At 69.0% G+C, this 20274-nt stretch carries 19 protein-coding genes; 6 read left to right on the top strand and 13 right to left on the bottom strand.

The window, feature by feature from the left end:
• Nucleotides 1-13 precede the first annotated feature (13 nt).
• Together ACFXI3_RS12300 and ACFXI3_RS12295 are read right to left on the bottom strand one after the other, a co-directional pair.
• The gene (locus ACFXI3_RS12300; protein WP_344265361.1) at nt 14-808 is read right to left on the bottom strand and encodes a DeoR/GlpR family DNA-binding transcription regulator; all 795 of its coding nucleotides are present in this window, start codon (nt 806-808) and stop codon (nt 14-16) included.
• 7 nt (nt 809-815) lie between these two features.
• On the bottom strand, nt 816-1427 hold the full coding sequence (locus ACFXI3_RS12295) for a histidine phosphatase family protein (protein WP_344265359.1): 612 nt from the start codon (nt 1425-1427) through the stop codon (nt 816-818).
• Nucleotides 1428-1531: 104 nt separating this feature from the next.
• On the opposite strand from ACFXI3_RS12295, the gene ACFXI3_RS12290 reads away from it, so the two are divergent.
• Genes ACFXI3_RS12290 through ACFXI3_RS12265 form a run of 6 tightly spaced genes read left to right on the top strand, consistent with a single transcriptional unit; the run spans nt 1532 to nt 7549 of the window.
• Nucleotides 1532-2215 carry an HAD family hydrolase gene (locus ACFXI3_RS12290; RefSeq protein WP_378399556.1) on the top strand — a complete coding sequence of 228 codons (684 nt, stop codon included), beginning with the start codon at nt 1532-1534 and terminating at the stop codon, nt 2213-2215.
• Nucleotides 2216-2218: 3 nt separating this feature from the next.
• Nucleotides 2219-3904 (top strand): dihydroxyacetone kinase family protein, encoded by a 1686-nt coding sequence (locus tag ACFXI3_RS12285; RefSeq protein ID WP_378399555.1) that lies wholly within the window; start codon nt 2219-2221, stop codon nt 3902-3904.
• Nucleotides 3904-4359 carry a ribose-5-phosphate isomerase gene (locus ACFXI3_RS12280; protein WP_067576815.1) on the top strand — a complete coding sequence of 152 codons (456 nt, stop codon included), beginning with the start codon at nt 3904-3906 and terminating at the stop codon, nt 4357-4359. Before ACFXI3_RS12285 ends, ACFXI3_RS12280 begins: the two co-directional genes overlap by 1 nt.
• Nucleotides 4360-4412: 53 nt before the next feature.
• Nucleotides 4413-5453 (top strand): 2-hydroxyacid dehydrogenase, encoded by a 1041-nt coding sequence (locus ACFXI3_RS12275; RefSeq protein ID WP_378399554.1) that lies wholly within the window; start codon nt 4413-4415, stop codon nt 5451-5453.
• The gene (locus tag ACFXI3_RS12270; RefSeq protein ID WP_378399553.1) at nt 5450-6898 is read left to right on the top strand and encodes an FGGY family carbohydrate kinase; all 1449 of its coding nucleotides are present in this window, start codon (nt 5450-5452) and stop codon (nt 6896-6898) included. Before ACFXI3_RS12275 ends, ACFXI3_RS12270 begins: the two co-directional genes overlap by 4 nt.
• Nucleotides 6899-7549, top strand: coding sequence for a class II aldolase/adducin family protein (locus ACFXI3_RS12265; protein ID WP_378399552.1), 651 nt, complete (start codon nt 6899-6901; stop codon nt 7547-7549). It begins immediately after the preceding gene.
• A 1036-nt stretch (nt 7550-8585) separates the two neighbouring features.
• Here ACFXI3_RS12265 and ACFXI3_RS12260 read toward each other — a convergent pair.
• The 11 genes from ACFXI3_RS12260 to ACFXI3_RS12210 all read right to left on the bottom strand — a co-directional run bounded on the left by ACFXI3_RS12260 (nt 8586) and on the right by ACFXI3_RS12210 (nt 20197).
• The gene (locus tag ACFXI3_RS12260) at nt 8586-8951 is read right to left on the bottom strand and encodes a hypothetical protein (RefSeq protein WP_101437200.1); all 366 of its coding nucleotides are present in this window, start codon (nt 8949-8951) and stop codon (nt 8586-8588) included.
• An 86-nt stretch (nt 8952-9037) separates the two neighbouring features.
• Complete coding sequence (locus ACFXI3_RS12255) at nt 9038-10471, bottom strand: MBOAT family protein (protein WP_344265325.1); 1434 nt, start codon at nt 10469-10471, stop codon at nt 9038-9040.
• Nucleotides 10472-10986: 515 nt separating this feature from the next.
• Nucleotides 10987-11658, bottom strand: coding sequence for a TetR/AcrR family transcriptional regulator (locus ACFXI3_RS12250; RefSeq protein ID WP_378399551.1), 672 nt, complete (start codon nt 11656-11658; stop codon nt 10987-10989).
• A 36-nt stretch (nt 11659-11694) separates the two neighbouring features.
• A complete protein-coding gene (gene rlmB, locus ACFXI3_RS12245; RefSeq protein WP_378399550.1) occupies nt 11695-12651 on the bottom strand; it encodes a 23S rRNA (guanosine(2251)-2'-O)-methyltransferase RlmB in 957 nt (318 codons plus the stop codon).
• A gap of 31 nt (nt 12652-12682) precedes the next feature.
• A complete protein-coding gene (gene cysS / locus ACFXI3_RS12240) occupies nt 12683-14068 on the bottom strand; it encodes a cysteine--tRNA ligase (protein ID WP_378399549.1) in 1386 nt (461 codons plus the stop codon).
• A gap of 43 nt (nt 14069-14111) precedes the next feature.
• Entirely contained in the window at nt 14112-14798 is a 687-nt protein-coding gene (locus ACFXI3_RS12235) for an HAD family hydrolase (protein ID WP_344265313.1), read from the bottom strand.
• A 55-nt stretch (nt 14799-14853) separates the two neighbouring features.
• On the bottom strand, nt 14854-16326 hold the full coding sequence (locus tag ACFXI3_RS12230; RefSeq protein WP_344265310.1) for a hypothetical protein: 1473 nt from the start codon (nt 16324-16326) through the stop codon (nt 14854-14856).
• Nucleotides 16323-18320 carry a hypothetical protein gene (locus tag ACFXI3_RS12225; protein WP_378399548.1) on the bottom strand — a complete coding sequence of 666 codons (1998 nt, stop codon included), beginning with the start codon at nt 18318-18320 and terminating at the stop codon, nt 16323-16325. The genes ACFXI3_RS12230 and ACFXI3_RS12225 overlap by 4 nt, the downstream gene beginning before the upstream one ends.
• 203 nt (nt 18321-18523) lie before the next feature.
• Complete coding sequence (gene ispF / locus ACFXI3_RS12220; RefSeq protein ID WP_344266674.1) at nt 18524-18988, bottom strand: 2-C-methyl-D-erythritol 2,4-cyclodiphosphate synthase; 465 nt, start codon at nt 18986-18988, stop codon at nt 18524-18526.
• Between the two features lie 5 nt (nt 18989-18993).
• Entirely contained in the window at nt 18994-19650 is a 657-nt protein-coding gene (locus ACFXI3_RS12215; RefSeq protein ID WP_377926727.1) for a 2-C-methyl-D-erythritol 4-phosphate cytidylyltransferase, read from the bottom strand.
• A 55-nt stretch (nt 19651-19705) separates the two neighbouring features.
• A complete protein-coding gene (locus tag ACFXI3_RS12210; RefSeq protein WP_009084200.1) occupies nt 19706-20197 on the bottom strand; it encodes a CarD family transcriptional regulator in 492 nt (163 codons plus the stop codon).
• Nucleotides 20198-20274 lie beyond the last annotated feature (77 nt).

Raw genomic sequence — 20274 nt, 5'->3', positions numbered from 1 at the left:
GTTATGAAGTCGATCAGTTGTCGGGATGTTCGGCGACCTGCACCTCGACCCGGCTGCGCAGCTCGTCGACGTAGTGCGGATCGGCCTCCTCGTCCACGATCAGCAGGTCGTAGTCGTCCAGCGGGGCGAGCCGGTGCAGGGCCGTGCGCTTCATCTTGCTGTGGTCCATCAGCAGCACCTTGTGCCGCGCGGCGGCCAGCATGGCCCGCTTGATCATCACGATCTCGGGCTCTTGGTGGAAGCTCATCGACGTGCTCATCGCCGAGGTCGACACGAACGCGATGTCCACCGAGAGCCGCTCGATCGACTCGATGCTCTGCATGCCGAGGAACGAGTCGTGGGTGGGCGAATAGTCGCCGCCGATGCAGATCAGCCGCAGTTCGTGCACGTTCTTGAGGACGTCGATCGCGGCGAGGTAGTTCGTGGCCACGGTCAGCGGAGTCACGTCGACCAGCAGCCTGGCCAGCGCGAGCGCGCTCGTGGAATCGTCGAGCAGCACCGACATGCCGGGCTCGACCTGCTCCACCGCGTGCATCGCGATCAGCCGTTTGGCGTCGACGTGCGCGTTCATCCGGTATTCGGCGTTGCTCTCGAACACCGTCGACGGCATCGCCGAGACGCCGCCGCGGTACTTCCGGACCAGGCCGCGCCGGGACAGCTCGTCGATGTCCCGGTGCACCGTCATCATGCTGACGCCGAGCAGGTCGACGAGCTCGCCGATGGTCGCCGAACCCTGCCGGAACACGTGCTCGGTCAGCTTCTGCTGACGGTTCTCGCGGGGGTGGGCGGCAGGCTTTTCGCTCGACATGCCGTGATTATCGCGGTTCCACTGGGAGGTTGAAGCGCACCAGGGCAGTTCGGTCACCGCTCACCTCCAGTTCGGTGACGGCCGCGTTGTCCAGGCGCGGGAACACGCCGCGGTAGCGGGACAACGGGATGCCGAGCAGCTGGCACAGCGTGAGCCGCAGCAGCGTGTTGTGCGCGACGACCAGTGCGGTTCCGCTGGTCGCGGCGGCAATCGCGCGGATCGCGCGTGCCCCGCGCTCGGCCGCTTCGGCCGGATCGTCGGCGCCCGGGAACGCGCCGGCGACCGGGTCGGCGAGGAAGCGTTCGACCGCCTCGGGATTGGTCTGGCGCACCTCGTCGCGGGTGCGGCCCTCGGCGATCCCGAAATAGGTTTCCCGCAGGTCGGCAACGATTTCCGGGACCAGTTCAAGTGCCTCGGCCGCCGGTTCGATCGTGCGCCGGGCGCGTCGTTGCGGCGAGCAGAACAACCCGTCCGGTTTCACCCGGCGGGCGTACGCGGCCAGCGCGTCGGCCTGGCGGATCCCCTCCTCGGTCAGCGCCACCTCGCTGGTGCCCGCGTAGCGGTTCTCCGCGTGCCATTCGGTCTGCCCGTGCCTGGCCAGCAGCAGCCGTGCTCCCACTCGTGCCCTCCTTGCGTGTGAACACCCTTGCGAACTTCTCAATGTCGCTGTTAACTTAACATTGCTCGTGTGAAACGGGCTCGCTCTCTGAAGGGATCTGGTGGATGACGCTCGACGCGGTGGTGTTCGACCTCGACGGTGTCCTGGTGGAAAGTGAACACCTCTGGGAGGAGAACTGGGTCGCTTTCGCCGCTCGCCACCAGGTCGAGTGGACGGCGGAAGACACGGCCCAAGTACAAGGCATGAGCGCGCCCGAATGGGCCGGTTATCTCGCGCGCCGGTGCGGGGTGCCGGACCAGGCGGACGAGGTGGAACGCGCGGTGGTCGACGGCATGATCGCCTCGATCGACGCGGGCGAAGCGCCGTTGCTTCCCGGCGCGGGCGCGATGGTGCGCGAGGTCAGCGAGCGGGTCCCGGTCGCGCTCGCGTCGTCGGCCGCCCGCCGGGTGATCGACGCGGTGCTGGAGAAGCACCAGCTCGCCGGCGAGTTCACCGCGACGGTGTCCAGCGCCGAGGTCGCGCGGGGCAAGCCGAATCCGGACGTGTACCTGGAGGCGGCGGCCCGGCTCGGCAAATCGGGAAGCGAATGCCTCGGGGTCGAGGACTCGAGCAACGGCATCCGGGCGGCGGCCGCGGCCGGGCTCACGGTGATCGCGCTGCCCAACCCGACGTACCCGCCGAAGCCGGACGCGCTGGAGCTGGCCAGCGCGGTGGCCGCGAGCAATGACGACGTCCGAATGAAGCTCCTGGCCTATCTGGCCGGCGAGCCGGTGGCTGCGAAGGACTGAACGATGACCACCTTGGGTTCCCCGGACACGTTCAAGCGGCAGTGGCTGGACGGGTTCGTCACCGCGTACGGCCGCACAGTCCAGAAGGTGCCGGATGCCTACGGCGTCGTCCGCCGAGAGGCTCCGGCGAGCCCGAAGGTCGCGGTCGTGATCGGCGGCGGATGCGGGCATTACCCGGCGTTCGCCGGTCTCGTCGGACCTGGCCTGGCGGACGGCGCGGTGGTCGGAGACGTGTTCACGAGCCCGAGCGCGGAGCAGGTCTACCGCACGGCGCGGGCGGCGGACAACGGCGCTGGCGTCCTCTTCGGTTTCGGCAATTACCAAGGCGACGTGCTCCACTTCGGACTCGCCGCCCGCAGGCTGGCGGCGGAAGGCATCCCGAGCCGCACCATCCTGGTCACCGACGACATCGCGAGCGGTCCGGCGACTGAACCGGAGCGCCGTCGCGGCGTGGCTGGCGATTTCCTGGTCTTCAAGATCGCGGGCGCGGCGGCGGAACGCGGTTACGGCCTCGACGCGGTGCACGAGGTCGCGGCGAAGGCGAACGCTCGCACGCGGACGTTCGGTGTCGCGTTCGGCGGCTGCACGCTGCCCGGCGCGGAGGCGCCCCTGTTCACCGTCGCGGACCAGGAAATGGAGCTGGGCCTCGGAATTCACGGCGAACCGGGCGTGCGCACGGTCGGCCGGTTGTCCGCGGCGGAGCTGGCGGACGAATTGGTCGACGGCCTCCTGCCGGAGCTGCCCGAGGGCGACGGCCGGGTGGTCGTGCTGGTGAACGGGCTCGGCCGCACCAAATACGAGGAAATGTTCGTCACGTACACCCGCGTGCACGAACGGCTCGCCCAGGCCGGGCTCAGCCCCGTGCACTCCGAGGTCGGGGAGTTCGTCACGTCGCTCGACATGGCCGGAGTTTCGCTGTCGATCCTGGTGCTGGACGACGAATTGGCCGAGTTGTACGCCGCGCCGTGCGACACCCCGGGCTATCGCACCAGCGGTGCCGAACTGGCCACGGTCGAGCTTGAGTCCACAGTGGACGAACTGCTGACCGCGGAGGCTCCGGGAACCAGCGTCGTCGACCGGGTGCTCACCGCGGCTTTGCGCAGCATCGAGGAGAACGAAGCAGAGCTGGGCAGGCTCGACGCGGTGGCCGCGGACGGCGACCACGGGCTCGGCATGACTCGCGGAATGCGCGCCGCGGTCGCCGCCGCGCGACGCGAGCCGGACACGGTTTCCGGCGCGCTGCTGGCTGCTGGCACTGCGTTCGCCGATGCGGCTGGCGGTGCCTCGGGCGCGTTGTACGGCGTGCTGCTTGCTGAAACCGGAGCCGGCCTGAGCGGCGTGGCTGCCGACGACATCACCACGGCAATGCTCGCCGACGCGGTCGACGGTGCGGTTCAGGCGTTCTGCGAGCTGGGCAAGGCCGAACCAGGGGACAAGACGATGCTCGACGCGATCGAGCCGTTCCGGGCCACGCTGCGAGAGCAGGCGGGCTCGGAGGTAGTGCAGGCATGGCGGAAAGCCGCTGGAGCGGCTGTCGTAGCCGCGCGGGAGACCGCGCATTTGCGTCCGGCAAAGGGACGCGCGGCGCGGCTCGCGCAACGGAGCGAGGGTCATTCGGACCCGGGTGCGGTGTCGTTCTCGCTGCTGGTCACGGCTGTCGGCGAGGAGCTGGAAAGGAGCGCGGACTGATGCGCATCGTGGTGGCGGCGGACAACGCCGGGGTCGAACTGAAGAATCAGCTGCGCGACCTGCTTCAAGCCGATGAACGAGTCACCGAGGTGACCGACCTCGGCGTGCCGGACGCGGCGGACGACCGGGCGTACCCGTTGCTGGGGCTGGCCGCGGCGGAAGCGATCGCTCGCGGCGAAGCAGACCGAGGCGTCCTCGTGTGCGGCACCGGCATCGGCATGGCGATTTCGGCGAACAAGGTGCCTGGCGTGCGGGCGACGGTCGCGCACGATTCGTACTCCGCCGAGCGGTCGATCAAATCGAACGACTGCCAGGTGATCACCTTCGGAGCGCGCGCGATCGGCCCCGAGGTGGCGAAGAAGATCGTGGCCGAATGGGTCGGGTACCGCTTCGACCCGGCGTCGGCCAGCGCGACCAAGGTCGCGCACATCACCGAATACGAGAACGCCCACTGACCAAGGCGTCCGTCGTGGCGCACAATCGGCACAGAGCGAGTGAGGGAGCAGAGTTGCACATTCTCGCTGCGGGAGACCACTTCGTCAGCCCCGGCCTGCTGGCCGGAGCCGTCCGCGCGGAACTCGGCGGCGACCACGAGGTCGCCGAGCTGACGCTGCCGTGGCCGGTCGAGCCGTTCGGGCCGGTCGGCAACGTGCTGGAGGCCAGCGGTACCGAGGACCAGGTGATCGAGGCACTCGCCGGTGCCGAGGCCGTCGTCACGCAGATGGCTCCGTTCACCAAGAAGGTCTTCGCCGCCGCGCCGGCGCTCAAGCTCGTGTCGGTGTGCCGGGGCGGGCCGGTGAACGTCGACCTCACTGCCGCCACCGAGGCCGGTGTCGCCGTCACCTACGCGCCGGGTCGCAACGCGGGCGCGGCGGCCGAGTTCGCGGTCGGCATGATCCTCGCCGCGATGCGGCGGATCTCGACGTCCTCGGCCGAGCTGCTCGCCGGCACCTGGCGCGGCGACTACTATGCCTACGACCAGGCCGGGCTCGAACTGGGCGGCACCACCGTCGGTCTCGTCGGATACGGCGCGATCGGGTCCCGGGTCACCAAGGTGCTCGTCGCGTTCGGGGCGAACGTCCTGGTGGCTGACCCCTACGCCGACCGGGCCGCGGTCGAGGCCGATGGCGCACAGCTTGTCGAGCTGGATGAGCTGCTCCGGCAAAGCCGCGTCGTGAGCTTGCACGCGCGGCTCACCGAGGAAACCCGGCACCTCATCAACGCGAGCAAACTCGACCTCCTGCCGGAGGGCGCGGTCCTCGTGAACACCGCCCGCGGCGGCCTGCTCGACTACGCGCCGCTGCCCGAGGCTCTGCGCTCCGGTCGGCTCGGCGCGCTCGCGCTGGACGTCTACGACGTAGAGCCGCCGCCGGCGGACTGGGCGCTGCGCGACGCGCCCAACGTGATCGCGACCCCGCATCTCGCCGGTGCGAGCAGGCAGACCGCCGAGCGCGCGGCCGCGATCGTCGCGGCGGAGGTCGGCCGGTACGCGCGCGGCGAGCAGCTCGCCAACCTCGCGAATCCCGAGGTGCTGGAGCGACGGCCGTGATTGTCGGGGTCGACATCGGGACGTCGCTCACCAAGGCCGTGGTGTTCGACGAGGACGGCAGCTCCATCGCGAGCGCGTGCACGCCGTCCGAGGTGCACCACCTTCCGGGCGGCCGGGTCGAGCAGGATCTCGACCAGGTCGTCGGCACGGTCGCGACGGTGGTGCGCGAGGTCGCGGCCAAGCTGCCCGAGCCGGTGTCCGCGTTGGCGTTGACCGGACAGGGCGACGGCCTCTGGCTCCGCGACGAGACTGGTGCCGCGGTGCACCCAGCCATCTCGTGGCTCGACGGCCGGGCGAACACGGTGCTCGCGAAATGGCAGGCCGACGGCGTGACGGCGGAAGTCTTCCGCCGCACCGGTTCCGGCATGTTCCCCGGCTGCACCGCGGCCATCATGTCCTATTTGGACACTCATGAGCCCGAGGTGCTCGACCGCGCAGCGGTGGCCGGATACTGCGTGGACGCGGTGTTGCAGCGGCTTACCGGCGAGATCACGGTCGATGTTTCGGATGCGTCGTTGCCGTTCCTGAACCCGGCCACGCGCAGCTATGACGACGGCGCGATCGAGGCCTGTGGGCTGGGGCATCGCAGTTCTTTGTTCGCGAAACCAGCCCCGGCGAAGTCGGTGTTCCGGCTCGATCGGCGCGGTGCCGAATTGCTCGGGCTGCCAGTCGGGCTGCCCGTCACCGCAGGGCCTTTCGACCTGCCAGCCAGCGCAATCGGTGCTGGCGTACGGAAACCGGGCGACGGAATCCTCACCGCCGGGACCACGCTCGCCTGTCAGGTGCTCACCTCCGATCCCGCGTTCGACCCCGAAGCGGAACCGGCAGGCATGTTCCTGTGTACTCCCGACGAACACGAGTACCTGCACGCGATGCCCGCGATGGTCGGTACGGCCGGCATCGATTGGGCCTGCGAGTTGCTGGGCATCAGCGTCGAGGAAATCGACCCGCTGCTGGCGAGCAGCAAGCCAGGCGCTCGCGGGGTACGCGCCCTGCCGTTCCTTTCGGTCTCCGGCGAACGCGCGCCATTCGTCGACGCTGGAGCGCGCGCCCAATTCTCCGGGCTGAGCCTGGAAACCGGCCGAGCCGACCTGGTGCGGGCGCTCTGCGAGTCGATCGCTTACGCCGCACGGCATTGCTTTGAAGCAGCCGGCCTGTCGGGTCAGCTCTACGCCTGCGGCGGAGGAGTCCGCTCGCCCGAATGGCTGCAGATTTTCGCCGATGTACTCGGCCGTCCGGTCGTGATCCCGAGCGATCCCGGCGTCGGCGCCCGCGGTGCTGTGCTTACGGCCGCGGACGCGTTGGGAAGGCCGTACGATCGGGACCGCTGGGCCGCGAACTCGCGAACAGTCGAGGCCCGGCCCGAAAATGTGGCTGATTACGAGCGCGGCTACGCCGACTATCAGGCTTCCCTGTCTGCCGCGCGCGGACTGTGGAGGCTGTGAATGATCCTGGAGAACGAGCGTGCCGCAGTGTGCGAGTACGCCCGCCGCCTGACATCGGACGGCTTGGTCGTCGGCACGTCAGGAAACGTGTCCGCGCGGGCAGGCGAACTGGTCGCCGTAACCCCGACCGGCGTCGACTACGCCGCCCTCGCGCCCGCCGACATCCCCGTGGTGGACCTCGACGGCAACCCCGTCGACGGCAGCCTGAAACCGACGAGCGAACTTCCGATGCACCTGGCTGTGTACACCCGAGCCGCCGATCCGGAGTCCGCGCCGGTGAACGCCGTGGTGCATACGCATTCGGTGCACGCCACCGCGGTGTCCACTTTGGTCACTGAGGTTCCGCCGATCCACTACATGCTCGCGGCCATCGGCCCCACCGCCCGCGTGGCCCCGTACTCGACCTACGGCACCACCGAGCTTGCCGACGCCATGCTGGAGGCCTTGGCCGATCGCCGAGGCTGCCTCCTGGCAAACCACGGGACGATCACCTATGGCGACTCGCTGTCGAGTGCGTATAGCCGCGCTCAGCAATTGGAATGGGTCTGCCAGGTGTGGCTGCTCGCCCGCTCCGCCGGTACCCCGGGTCTGCTGCCGCCGGAGGAAATCGAGCATGTGGTGGAGAAACTGAAGGGATACGGCCAACGCTGACCGATTAGTGCGAGGGCGGCCCGCCTTGCTGGCCGCCCTGGCCCGGCTGATGCTCGGGCTGTTGCGGATACCCAAGCTGGGGCGGATGGCCGGGCTGTTGCGGGTGTCCAGGCTGGGGCGGGTATCCGGTCTGCGGTGCGTGCCCAGGCTGCGGCGGGGCGGTTTGCGCCGGGTAACCGTTCTGGGGCAAGGGATTCTCCGGCCAGGGCGGTGTTGGGTGCCCAGTCTGGGGCGGAGCCCAGGGCTGTGGGGGAAGCCCGGACTGTGCAGGACCTCCGGGCTGCGGCGGAACCCCGGTTTGCGTGGGGACCCCCGGCTGCGAAGGAACCCCTGGCTGCGCGGGAACCCCGGGCTGCAGCGGAAATGACTGCGGTGGAAACCCGGGCTGTGCAGGACCTCCGAGCTGAGGCGGAACCTCGGGTTGCGCGGGAATCCCGGATGGCGGCGGAAACCCGGACTGTGCAGGAACCCCAGGCTGCCCCGGATACGCCGCACCCGGCTGAGGCGCGTACCCGGCTTGCGGGACCTGCCCGGCGTATCCCTGCGGAGTGAACTGCGCTCCCGGTGCCGGCCAGGCCGCTGGTCCGTAACCCGCCCCGGCAGGTTGCGCGCCCCGGAGCATCTTGGCGACCGGAGGCAGCAGCATCGCGATCGCCGTCAGCGCGGCGACAATGGCCGCGATCCCGGTCTGAAGTTCCACGACGGCAAGCACGTGCCGCGAGAGCACGCGCGACAACGAAACAATTGCCACCACCGCTTGCACTACCGCAGGCACCACGAGAAAACGCGCCGGGCGCAGACCGCGGGTCGCGAGTAATGCCGCTCCGGGCAGCACTGCGATACCGAGCACGGCCAGCAGCGGATGCACGTAACCGCCGCTGGTCCAACTGTGGTTGATCATGGTCGCGGCTTCGGCCCACAGCACGACTATCTCGCTGAGACCGAGCACTCCCGCGAGCACCAGAGCGAGGTTGCGTGCCTGTGCGGTTGGCCCGGGCATGCCGGGATAACCCATAATTCCCCCTCCGTGGTCCCCTTACGGTAGCGGGACGAGCGCCCCCATGCCCGCCCGTGCGAACTGGGTCGCCAGCCGCTGCGGTAACGGATTCGGGTACAAAATGATCGACGCGAACGGCGACGGCGTGTAGCCGGCCCCGCCGTTGCTCTGCAGGTGCACGCTGACATGGACGTTGCGGTCAGCGGGAATCTCGAACGACACCGCGCCCCAGGAAACGACGTACTGCCGGCCGTCGATTCCCGCGAACGGGATGTACGCGCCGGCGTGGAAAATATGCGTGGAAATGTCGATCGTGAGCAATCGTCGGGGCCCGTCGTGCGGGTCGACGTACGGAATCACGTTCGGAGTCGAGGCCAAATCCGGCGGCTCGGTCGGGTCGGTCATCGTTCCGGGCCTTCCGTTAGGCAACGGGCGAAGTTTACTCTCGGCGGCGCTCTGGCCGGAGCGCAAGCCTGAAGCGCCCGCGGTGATCAGAATTGGTAGTACAGGAACGGGCTGAAAGTCCCCGTAGCCACCAAGATCGCCGCATAAACCAGGCCCACCGTCATGACCCCGATCCGCAGCGCCGTGGCTCCGCGGCTTCGGGACGATTCCAGCAGTGGGCCGGTCACCGGGTGTGCCGGGAGGATGAACACGATCAGCGCCAGCAGCAGGATCACCAACCGCTGGTTCGTCAGCGCGCTTTCCACGACGTCGCCCAAACCGCCGAAGTCGGGGATCAGCATGTGGCCGATCATCGACAACGCGTGGCCGAGGTCGGCTGAGCGGAAGAAGACCCAGCCGAACACCACGAGGATCAGCGTCAGCACTCGGCGGGCGATGCGGGCTGCCGGGCTGGCCGGGGAGTCGCCGAGGTTGAAGCGGCGTTCGATGACCAGCAGCGCGCCGTGGTAGCAGCCCCAGATCAGGAACGTCCATTGCGCGCCGTGCCAGAAACCCGTCAGCACGAAGACGATCGACAGGTTCCGGTACGTCTTTCCAGCACCCGAACGGTTCCCGCCCAGCGGGATGTAGACGTAGTCGCGGAACCAGCGCGACAGCGACATGTGCCAGCGGCGCCAGAACTCCGTGATCGTCACCGACGAGTACGGGCGGGCGAAGTTCTCCGGCAGCCGGAAGCCGAGCATGCGGCCCAGGCCGATCGCCATGTCCGAATAACCAGAGAAGTCGAAGAACAACTGCAGAGTGTAGCCGATCGCGCCGAGCCAGGCCGTCGTGAACGTCATCTGGTTCGCCGGGGTCGAGAAGCAGGCCTCGACCATCGGGCTGAGCGAGTCGGCGATGATCGACTTCTTGCACAGGCCCAGCGCGAACCTCGGGAAGCCCGCGGCGATGTCGTCCAGCCGGTGCGAACGCCGCTGCGGAAGCTGGTCGGCGATCTCCCGGTACCGCACGATGGGACCCGCCACGAGCTGCGGGAACATCGCGATGTAGGCGGCGAACGACACCGGATTGCGCAGCGCGTGCCGCTCGCCGCGGTAGATGTCCACCACGTACGAGATGTGGTGGAAGGTGTAGAAGGAAATGCCGATCGGCACCACGATGTTCGCGACGCCGAGATCGCCGCCGAACCAGTGTGCGACGGCCGCGATCTGCTGCGTCGCGAAACCGGCGTACTTCCAGATGACGAGCACGAGCACGTCGAGCGTGATGACGCCGATCAGGATCCGCTTCCGGCGCTTTCCGCGGACGTCCCACGGGCTGGGTTCCAGCGCCGGTCCGGCGAGGAAGTTCACCGCCATGCAGAGCAGCAACAGGAACAGGTACGGGCCGGCGCCGATCGTGTAGAACAGCAGGCTCGCGACCGCGACGATGCCGTTGCGCCAGCTGCGCGGGCACGCCAGGACCGCGATCAGCACCGCGGGCATGAAGTACCACAAGAACAGCGGCGAAACGAACGACATCGGTGACGGACCCCCTCGGTTCCGGAGGAGACCTTAGCCCGAGCGGGTGGCTCCGCGGGGCGATGCCCGACGGATCACAGCACGAATCACCGAGGGTGACGGATTTGGGCGGATTCTGCCCCTCGCGGCGGGGAACCGGGCGGGCGGGTGAAGCTGCGCTGCGGCCGGGAGTCGAGGAAGTTCCCAAGGGCGCGGGCGGGGGCGACCAGGGGCGGTGGTTGGGCTGCTGAGTGGAAGGGCGGCTGGCGTGCGATGCGGGAGTGCGGGGCGTGGCGGAGCAGGAGAGCGATGGTTGCGCGATGCAGGAGCGTGGGGCACGGCGGTGCGGGAGATCGATGGCCGCGCGAAGCGGGAGTGCGGGACGCGGCGGATGTCGCGGCGGAGCGGAAGCGCGATGGCCGTAAGACAAGGCGGCAGTTAGAGCAGCTGAACGGCAGCCGCGCGAGAACGGCAGTGCGAAAGGGCTGAAGGGCTGAGGGGGATGCGGGGCTGAGCCAGAAAAGATGCGAGCGGGCTCAGTCCGTGATCCGGCCCAGCCACTCGCCCATCAACGCCTTCTCCGCCTCGCTCAACACCGACACCTGCGGCAACACCGCCCGCAAAGCCGTCGCCGCGGCAGCCGGTCCAGGGGCGCGGGACACCGGCCGATCCGTGCTTATCGCGGCGATCACCGCCTCTCGGGCCGCGATCGAAATCGTCAGGTCGCGGGACTCCGGCGGAGTGCCGATCAGGCTCAACGTCGCCCCGGACCCGGCAGCGTGGATCAAAGCCGCCGCCAGGGTTTCCGGCACTCGGAGCCGTCCGGCTGAGGCGATGCGGCTGACTCGGGCCGAGAGGATCTCCAGCGACTTCTCCAGCGCGGGAGAAGGACCGGGACGGGTGGTCATCAGCCGGTACAACGCGGGGTTGGCCAGGCCGAACTCCAGGTGCTGGTCCCAGCCCCGCCGCAGGTCCTCGAGCGGATCGTCTGCGGGGGGCTGGGCCGTTTTCGCTTCCAGATAGTCCGCGTAGCCCTGGACGGTGATGGCGTCCAGCAGGCCGTCCTTGTCGCCGAACAGTCGATAAATCGTCGGCGGCTGGACGCCTGCCGCGGAGCTCACCGCGCGGGTCGACACCGCGTCCGGGCCGCCGGTGGACAGCAGGTCCAGGGCGGCGGCGATGATCCGGGCGCGGGCGTCGTCGGGCATGTTATCGACGATAACAGGCCGGTGATTCCAGTGAAATCAGACGCGTCCGGCGATCCGGCGGCGGCGGGCGACCTCGGCCAGCAGCACGCCGGCGGCGACCGAGGCGTTCAGCGATTCCACGCCTGCCGCCATCGGGATCGACACTGTCGCGTCGCAGGTCTCGCGGACCAGCCGCGAAAGGCCGCGGCCTTCCGAGCCGAGCACGATGACCAGCGGGTCCGCTGCCAGGTCGAGGGCGTCGATGTCGACCGTGCCGTCCGCGTCGAGGCCGACGATCATCAGGCCCTTCGAAGCCCACGCGCGCAGCTGGCGGGTGAGGTTCGTGGCGACCGCGATCGGCAGCTTCGCCGCGGTGCCGGCGCTGGTACGCCACGCGACCGCGGTCATTCCGGCGCTGCGGCGTTCCGGCAGCAGCACGCCCTGCGCACCGAACGCCGCGGCGGACCGGATCACCGCGCCCAGGTTGCGCGGGTCGGTGACGCCGTCGAGCGCGACGAACAGCGGGGTGTTGCCCGAGTCGCGCGCGGCCTCCATCAGGTCGTCCGGGTGCGCGTACTCGAACGGCGGCACCTGCAGGCCGAGGCCCTGGTGCATCGCGCGGTTGGTCTTGCGGTCCAGCTCCTCGCGCGGGATCTCCAGGATCGAGATGCCCTTGTCGCCCGCGAGCCGGACGGCCTCGTTGACCCGGTCGTCGATGTCGATGTTGAGCGCGACGTACAGCGCCGTGCCCGGCACGTCCGCGCGCAGCGCCTCGACGACCGGGTTGCGGCCGGCGATCAGCTCCGGCCGGTCGGCCTTCTTCTGCCGGGCCTGGTCACGCTTGGTGGCGGCGTTGGCAGCGCGGTACGCCTTGTGCCCGGGCCGGTCCTCGGCCTTCGGGGTCGGGCCCTTGCCCTCGAGCGCCTTGCGCCGCTGCCCGCCCGAACCGACGACGGCGCCCTTCTTGGTGCCGGTCTTGCGGATGGCACCTTTGCGCTGTGAGTTGCCTGCCATGAATCCTCAATCTCTGCTGCCGCGAAGGAAGTCAGGAGTTCCTGACTGTCCATTGCGGACCGTTCGGGGTGTCTTCCACCGCGATCCCGGCCGCCACGAGACGGTCGCGGGCGGCGTCCGCGCGGGCGAAGTCCTTCGCCGCACGGGCCTCCTGGCGTTCGGCCAGCAGGGCTTCCACGAGCGTGCCCAGCGCGTCGCGGACGGGAGTGTCCGAGCCGCCGTCCGCCCAGTCCGGCGACAGCGGGTCGATGCCGAGCACGCCGGTCATCCCGCGGACCGTGCCGGCCAATTCGAGTGCCTTCGTGGTGTCGCCGCCGTCGAGGGCGGCGTTACCGTCGCGGACCGTGTTGTGCACCACGGCGAACGCCGCCGGGGTGGCCAGGTCGTCGTCCATCGCCGCGGCGAACTCCGCCGGAACCTCGCCCGCCGAGACCGTGCCCGCCGACTCCGCCCGGCGCAGGAACGCCTCGATCCGCCGGTAGCCCTGCGCGGCTTCGGAAACCGCGCCCTCGGAGTACTCGACCGTGGACCGGTAGTGCGGCTGCACCAGGTAGTAGCGCAGTTCGGGCGCACGGTAGCGCTCCAGCATCGCCGGGATCGCGACCGTGTTGCCCAGCGACTTCGACATCTTCTCGCCGGACATGGTCACCCACGCGTTGTGCAGCCAGTAGCGGGCGAACCCGTCGCCGGCCGCGTTCGACTGCGCGCGCTCGTTCTCGTGGTGCGGGAACACCAGGTCGACGCCGCCGCCGTGGATGTCGAACTCGGCGCCGAGGTAGTTGGTCGCCATCGCCGAGCACTCCAGGTGCCAGCCAGGCCGCCCGTCGCCCCACGGCGTGGGCCACGACGGCTCGCCCGGCTTCGCGCTCTTCCACAGGGTGAAGTCGCGCGAATCACGCTTGCCGCGGGTGGGCGTCTCGCCCTGCTGGACCTCGTCGAGCTGCTGCCCGGAGAGCGTGCCGTACTCCGGGAACGACTTCACCGAGAAGTACACGTCGCCGTCGACGGCGTACGCGTGCCCGGCTTCGATCAGCCGATCCATCAGCTGGACCATCTGAGTGACGTGCCCGGTCGCGCGCGGCGTGACCGACGGCGGAAGGCAGCCGAGATCCTCGTACGCCTTCTCGAACGCACGCTCGTGCGTCGCCGCCCATTCCCACCACGGCCGTCCGGCGTCGGCGGCCTTGGCGAGGATCTTGTCGTCGATGTCGGTGACGTTGCGGACCAGCAGCACGTCCAGTCCACTGTGGAGCAGCCAGCGGCGGAGCACGTCGTAATTCAGCATGCCCCGGACGTGCCCGATATGCGGTACTCCCTGCACGGTGGCCCCACACACGTAGATCGACGCCGTTCCGCTGCGGACGGGAGAGAACTCCCGGGGGGCACGGGTCGCGGTGTCGTACAGGTGCAAAGCCACGAGGTAAAGGGTACCGGGAGCACTGTGGGAGACGTCGCAGACGTCAGAGCACGCCGTGCTCCCGCAACACGCCTAGCAGCGCGTCCGGCCGTTCCGCCGTGGGCAGCGGGTCGACCAGGGCGAACTGGCAGCCCAGCGCACGGGCGCCGCCGTCGGCCTCTTCGCTGTCGCCGACCATCAGCGTCTCCTCGGCGCGCACGCCGAGCCGCTCGATGGCCGTCTGGAAGATCTCCGGCTCCGGCTTCACGGCTCCGACCTCGAAGGACAGGGTGAATTCGGCGACGTGCGCGTCCCAGCCGCGCTGGCCGAACGCGGGCCGGATGTCGAACGCGATGTTGCTCAGCACGCCCGCCTTGCGCCCGCTGCTCGCGACGGCCTTCAGCGCGGCCTCGGTGTCCGGGTACGGCGTCCACTGGTCAGGCGCGATGAGCTGCGCGTACAGCGCCTCGGCCTGGTCGCGCCGGGGCACGCCGGACAGCCGCAGGACCTCGAGGTACACCTTCCGGTGCAGCTCCGGGTCGCGGTCGCGGTTGTGCCAGGCGTGCAGGTGCTCCTCGTCCAGTTCGACAGACTGCTCGACCGGCGCGGTCATCCGCCGCATCAGCTCGGTCTGGGCTTCGACGTCGAGCGCCGAACCGTCGTCGTCGCGTACGTCGTCGAGCCAGCCGTCCTGCTGCTCAAGCCGGAAAAGAGTGCCGGAGAAATCGAACAACACCGCGTTGATGGCCACGCGCCAACCCTATCGGGCATTCCGGGTGCGATGCCGCCCGTTTGTGGTCCCCAGCTCATCCAGCCGGGACGTACAGCTCCACGAACTCCGGCGTCGCGTCGAGCCGGACCTTCAGGATCGGCACCGCCTTGTTCACCGGGTCGCCGCGGTCGTCGAACGAGATCATGCCGCTCGCTCCCGGTACCGCGGACTGTCCGTGCAGCCGGTTCCTGGCCTGCAGCACGTCCTGCGCGGTGACCTGCTCCGGCGACACCCGCGGGATGCCCCGGATGGCCCAGACCACGGTCAGCAGCGCGTCGTGCGCCAGGATCGCGATGCCGTCGTCCAGCCGCTCCCGGGGGAAGACCGCCGTGAAGCAGCCATCGCACCCTGGTTCTTCGAAGCTCGCGACGGCCGCCTTGTTGAACGACTCCGGATGGTCGCGCCAGGCCTGCGGGTGCGCGAGCCCGGGCGCGAGCACGGTGACGTTCGCCTGGAGGCCGCGGCGCATTTCCGGACCGGGCGGGCCGACCTGGGCGAGGTCGCCGGTCAGCACAGTCAGGTGCTTGTCGAGACACGGTCGCTGGGCGAGCTGCGCGACGAACGACTTCAGGTGGTCCTCGCGGCCGGCGAAGTAGACGACGTCCGGGTTGTCGCCGCAGATGTTGGGCATCATCTGCAGGAACGTGTTCTCGATGCCGGGCAGGCTGGAGTCGTAGGACTCGGTGCGCCCGACGATCCGGTGCGTGGCGTCGGCGAACGTCTTGGTGAACGCCGTGGCCAGCGTCTTCGGGTAGAGATCGCCGGGGTTCTGGTCCTGCACGACGGTGGCGGTGTGCGCGGTCGGCTTCACGTAGCCGGCCATCGAACTGCCGTATGTCGAGCTGGTCGGGGACACCCGCAGGAACCCGGGGATCTGCGAGAACTCGTCGGCGGCCAGGTGCGAGGCGACGACCGGGACGCGGTGGTCGGACAGTTTCTGGATGGCGCCCCGCGCGGTGTCGAGGCTCAGCCCGATCCCGGTCACGCCCACGATCCGGTCCGCTCCGGTGCGGCCGATCAGGTCGTCGACCACCGGCTCCCACTGTTTGAGCTGGCTGCCGGGGTTCGCGAGCAGCAGCCGGATGAGCGGCACGCTGCCCCACGACTGCGTTTTGTTGGCCCGGTGCTGTGCGACATACGCTCCTTCGAGCTGATGCCGCACCCATTCGCGGGAAAGAATGTCGTGGTCGGTGAGCGTCATCGGCAGCAGCACCGCGATCGTCACGTACGGTTTGCCGGAGCCGACGGTTTCGGTATTTTCCTGATGAATTCTGTTTTCCACATCAGCGAGGTCGGGTGAGAACACGAATTCGCCGTCAGTCGTGCCGATGCATTCGGAATTCTCACCGCGCTCCTCGACGCCGGCACCGCACGTGCGATTCGCCTCGCTGATCGCCGGGACCACGACGAACGCCGCGACGACGATGACCGCGACCAGCAGCGCAGCGCCGCCGCCCCACAGCCACTTCGCCCAGGTCGGCCTCGGCGGCTTGATCCGTTGCGTCATCGGTAGCGCTCCGCTCGCTCGTGCAGCAGCATCGATCCTCGTCCCCGGCCTTGGGCCAGATGGTGGAATCCGCTCTCGATCGTGGCGTTGAGGGTGCCGCCCGGGTCACCGAGCGGATCGCGCGCCAGCCACAGCGAAACGACCAGCCACGCCACGGTGGTCTCCAGTTCGCCTTGCCATTCCCCGACGTGCTGCTGCACCTGCGTGTACGGATCCGCGTTCTCGACCAGGCGGTTGGGCGCGGCGGTGATCGTGTCCAGTTCGGCGAGCCACGCCTCCGCGGTCGGCACGTCGAACTCGGCGTGCGCTGCGGCGAGCGGCTTGCACAGATGCGTCACGACCGCGTCGACGTTTTCGAGCGCCAGATCGTGGTAGCGCGCGGCGGCGACCCGGCCGTTCTTCTCGTAGAAATCGCGGCAGCGGGTGTGCACCTTCTCCCAGCTCAACGGGTGATCGTCGGCGCGCGTGGCCAGCTTCCGCAGCAGCAGCCGGCGCAGCCACGGGTGCAGGACGTAGCGCGACGGATCGTCCGGATCCGCCCGCAGCCACAGCTGGTCGGCGAGCTGCTTGAACAGCGGTCCCTCGCCCATCGGGTTGCGCAGATCAAGAATTTCCTTGTGGAACAGCATTTCCACGTCGACCGCGGCGCTCGCGGTGACGAGTTCCTGGCGGCTCGCGGTCGAAAAGTCCTGCAGCAGGTAGTCGCACATCTCGGCGAGCAAAGTGGAATCGCTGCCGTCTTCCGCGGTTACCTTGGTGTACAAGGCTTCCCGCAATGTGTTCGGGTTGGAAGGCTCATACCGCGCGGCGACAGTGTGCAGCACCTCCCGCACTGCGCCGGGATGTCCGTCGGTGAGCCGGGACAGGAATCGCGGCAGCCGCGACGTCGGATGCACGTCGTGCGCGGCGGCGACATCGACGACGTCGCCGCTGGAAAGCGCGCCGAGTTCCAGCAGGTACCACGGAGACCAGCGGTTGTCCGGCTGGCCGGGGATCCAATCGGTCTCCACGTGCGCGGGCAGCCGCGGCACCGGCCATTCGAGACCGCTCGTCCGATGCTCCGGGTTCCGGCGGATTTCCCGGTCGCTGGCGGGATGCGCGGTGACCATCGACCAGCTTTCGCCCCAGTCCGGATTCCACGTCCGGCTCGTCGCGATCACCACCAGCGGATCGGCCTCGTCCGGCGTGTGCCTGCGCGATTCGGCGAGCGCGCGCAAGAAGTCCTGCCCGCCCTTCGTGTGCGCGTTGTCCAGCAATACCAGGCAATTCATCGTCCGGCGGGTGCCGGAGAGGCCGGAGTACGCGCGGCGCAGATCGGCGAGGAACGCGTCGCAGATGATCGCGTCGACCGCCGCCCGGTCGTCCTCGTCGCCGTGCGCGTGCTTGGCGATCTCGATCAGGAAGTCCTGGTGATTGCCGTGCCCGGTCGGCATGGCCTTGACCTTGCCCATCAGCCGCCGCCGGTCGTACCAGCTGAGCCCGCGCAGCAGCAGTTCGGTCGCCTCGTTCCAGCCGGGAAGGCTGTTGCCGGAGGTGACCCCGCCGACGAGCTTGACGACGTCCACGATCGCGTCGCGATTGCGTTCCAGCGGCTGGTTTTTCGCGATCAGGTCCCGGAGCTTGCGCAGCGCGGCCCTGCGGTCGCCGAGTTCGACCGGCGCGCTGAGCACGAGCATGCATAGCCACAGCCGGGGAAACGCGATACGGCCGAATTGCCGCCATTGCCTGCCGAGATCGAAAGCCAAGTGGCCCAGCAGTTCCCTCGGTTGAATCTGCTCCCAGTCGCGTCGCTCGAAATCGACGAGCGCGTGCGGGATGTCCTCGCAGCGGGTGCGCAATTCCTCCAGCAGCGCTGACTTCCCGGAGCCGCGCACGCCTAGCGCCACCGCGATCGGCAGTGGTCTGCTCTGTCCTCCCGGACGGCTCAGCAGTTCTTCGACCAGCCTTCCGGTGATCGAACGTACTCCGGACAAGCGATGCGCATCGACGGGCATCGTCCCCCTTTGGCCCGGGCGGCCCCGCTCCCTGCCGCCGCAAACGTCGCGGAATAACTATAATGAGCCGCCGGTAGCCGCGCAGAAGTTAGCGGAGATCTTTGCCCGATCGGCGAAGATCGTTTTCCCGGGCCGTGTTGTTCTCGCTGGTCAAGTATCCGGGAAAATGGAATATCACGATTTCCCGCACGAGCGCATTTCGCTCAGCCGCGCACCAGCAGCGCGGTCGCGACCGCCGCGATGCCCTCGCCGCGACCGGTGAGCCCGAGCCCGTCCGACGTCGTCCCCGAGACGCTCACCGGCCCGCCGATCGCGTCGCTCAGCACCTGCTGCGCCTCGTCGCGCCGCTTCCCGATCCGCGGGTGGTTGCCGATGACCTGCACGGTCGCGTTGGCTACCTGCCAGCCCTCCGCCCGCAGCAACGCGCGCACCTCCACGAGCATGTCGGTGCCGTGCGCGCCGTCCATGCGCGGATCGCCGGTGCCGAATACCGCCCCGAGGTCGCCGAGACCGGCGGCGGACAGCAGGGCGTCGCACAGGGCGTGCGCCGCGACGTCGCCGTCCGAGTGGCCCGCACAGCCGTCGACTCCGGGCCACTGCAAGCCGGCCATCCAGCATTCCCGGCCCGGCTCGACCGGATGGACGTCGACGCCGTTGCCTACCCGCAGATCGGTCACAGGGGGTCCTCTCGGTCCCCGCCCGCGACGAGCGCCTCGGCGAGGGTCAGTTCGAAGGCGCTCGCGACGCGCATCGCGTCCGGATCGCCGGGGACGGTGGCCGCGCCCGCGGTGTCGGCGAGACCGGGGTCAGCGGAATCGGCGAGCGCGGAGCGGAATGCGGAAAGGGAAAAACCAACCGGGGTTTGTGCGCTGCGGAGTCCGTCGCGATCCACCGTGGCGGTGACAATTCCGGTTTCGTCAGTGGTTTTCACCGTGTCGGACATCGGCAGCACCGGAACCGCGACGGGCGCGCCGTCCCGGACCGCGGCCAGCACGCGCTGGACCGTCCGTTGTGGAGTGAACGCCCGCAGCGCGTCGTGCACCAGCACGACGGCGTCGGGGGAAAGAAGCGGCTCGACGGCGGCGAATGCCTGCCGGAGCGAAGCGCCGGGAACGACCCGGCAATCGAGGCCGCTCAGAGCCTCTGAAAACGACTTCGCACACCGCTCGGGGGCTGCGGCGACCACCAGATCGATCTCCGGTGTGCCGAGCAGCCCCCGCACGGTGTGCGTGAGTAGTGCTGCACCACCGACCGCCGTGAGCGCGAGCTCGGGATCGGCCGGACGGTGCGCGACAGTCACGAACGCGACACTGAGCACCTGTGGGTTCATCAGGTCGTGATCGTAGGGAACCGGTTGCCTCGGCGGCGAACCGGAGGACCCAGGGTCAGACCGTCGCGGTCTCTAGAACCTCGTCGAGGAGCGTTTCCGCCTTGCCCTCGTCGGTGCCCTCCGCGAGCGCGAGCTCGCTGACCAGGATTTGCCGTGCCTTCGCCAGCATGCGTTTCTCGCCGGCTGAAAGTCCGCGGTCCTTTTCTCGCCGCCAGAGGTCGCGCACCACTTCGGCCACCTTGTTCACATCGCCCGAGGCGAGCTTCTCCAGGTTGGCCTTGTACCGACGAGACCAGTTCGTGGGCTCTTCGGTGTGCGGAGCACGCAGAACATCGAAGACCTTGTCCAGTCCTTCTTGCCCGACGACATCGCGTACGCCGACGATCTCGGCGTTGTCAGCGGGCACGCGAACCGTAAGATCCCCTTGCGCGACTTTGAGGACGAGGTACTTCTTTTCCTCGCCCTTGATCACGCGGGTCTCGATGGCTTCGATGAGTGCGGCACCGTGGTGCGGGTAGACGACGGTCTCTCCGACCTTGAAAACCATGTGTCCTCTGCCCCTTTCGCTGACTCCATCCTATCACGGCTGTTCGGCGGCCACCTAGCGACCCGGGATCGTCGTCG

Source organism: Amycolatopsis sp. NPDC059235 (assembly GCF_042754125.1).
In the GTDB taxonomy this organism is placed as follows: domain Bacteria; phylum Actinomycetota; class Actinomycetes; order Mycobacteriales; family Pseudonocardiaceae; genus Amycolatopsis; species Amycolatopsis albidoflava.
The sequence above is the reverse complement of the archived record's forward strand: the minus strand, read 5'-3'. Positions and strand labels throughout refer to the sequence as shown.

Coding starts and splice junctions, on each gene's coding strand:
- ACFXI3_RS12225 (WP_378399548.1), bottom strand. CDS start 18,320: ATGCCCGTCGATGCGCATCGCTTGTCCGGAGTACGTTCGATCACCGGA.
- ACFXI3_RS12300 (WP_344265361.1), bottom strand. CDS start 808: ATGTCGAGCGAAAAGCCTGCCGCCCACCCCCGCGAGAACCGTCAGCAG.
- ACFXI3_RS12290 (WP_378399556.1), top strand. CDS start 1,532: ATGACGCTCGACGCGGTGGTGTTCGACCTCGACGGTGTCCTGGTGGAA.
- ACFXI3_RS12215 (WP_377926727.1), bottom strand. CDS start 19,650: ATGAACCCACAGGTGCTCAGTGTCGCGTTCGTGACTGTCGCGCACCGT.
- ACFXI3_RS12255 (WP_344265325.1), bottom strand. CDS start 10,471: ATGTCGTTCGTTTCGCCGCTGTTCTTGTGGTACTTCATGCCCGCGGTG.
- ACFXI3_RS12230 (WP_344265310.1), bottom strand. CDS start 16,326: ATGACGCAACGGATCAAGCCGCCGAGGCCGACCTGGGCGAAGTGGCTG.
- ACFXI3_RS12260 (WP_101437200.1), bottom strand. CDS start 8,951: ATGACCGACCCGACCGAGCCGCCGGATTTGGCCTCGACTCCGAACGTG.
- ACFXI3_RS12285 (WP_378399555.1), top strand. CDS start 2,219: ATGACCACCTTGGGTTCCCCGGACACGTTCAAGCGGCAGTGGCTGGAC.
- rlmB (WP_378399550.1), bottom strand. CDS start 12,651: ATGGCAGGCAACTCACAGCGCAAAGGTGCCATCCGCAAGACCGGCACC.
- ACFXI3_RS12250 (WP_378399551.1), bottom strand. CDS start 11,658: ATGCCCGACGACGCCCGCGCCCGGATCATCGCCGCCGCCCTGGACCTG.
- ACFXI3_RS12210 (WP_009084200.1), bottom strand. CDS start 20,197: ATGGTTTTCAAGGTCGGAGAGACCGTCGTCTACCCGCACCACGGTGCC.
- ACFXI3_RS12280 (WP_067576815.1), top strand. CDS start 3,904: ATGCGCATCGTGGTGGCGGCGGACAACGCCGGGGTCGAACTGAAGAAT.
- ACFXI3_RS12265 (WP_378399552.1), top strand. CDS start 6,899: ATGATCCTGGAGAACGAGCGTGCCGCAGTGTGCGAGTACGCCCGCCGC.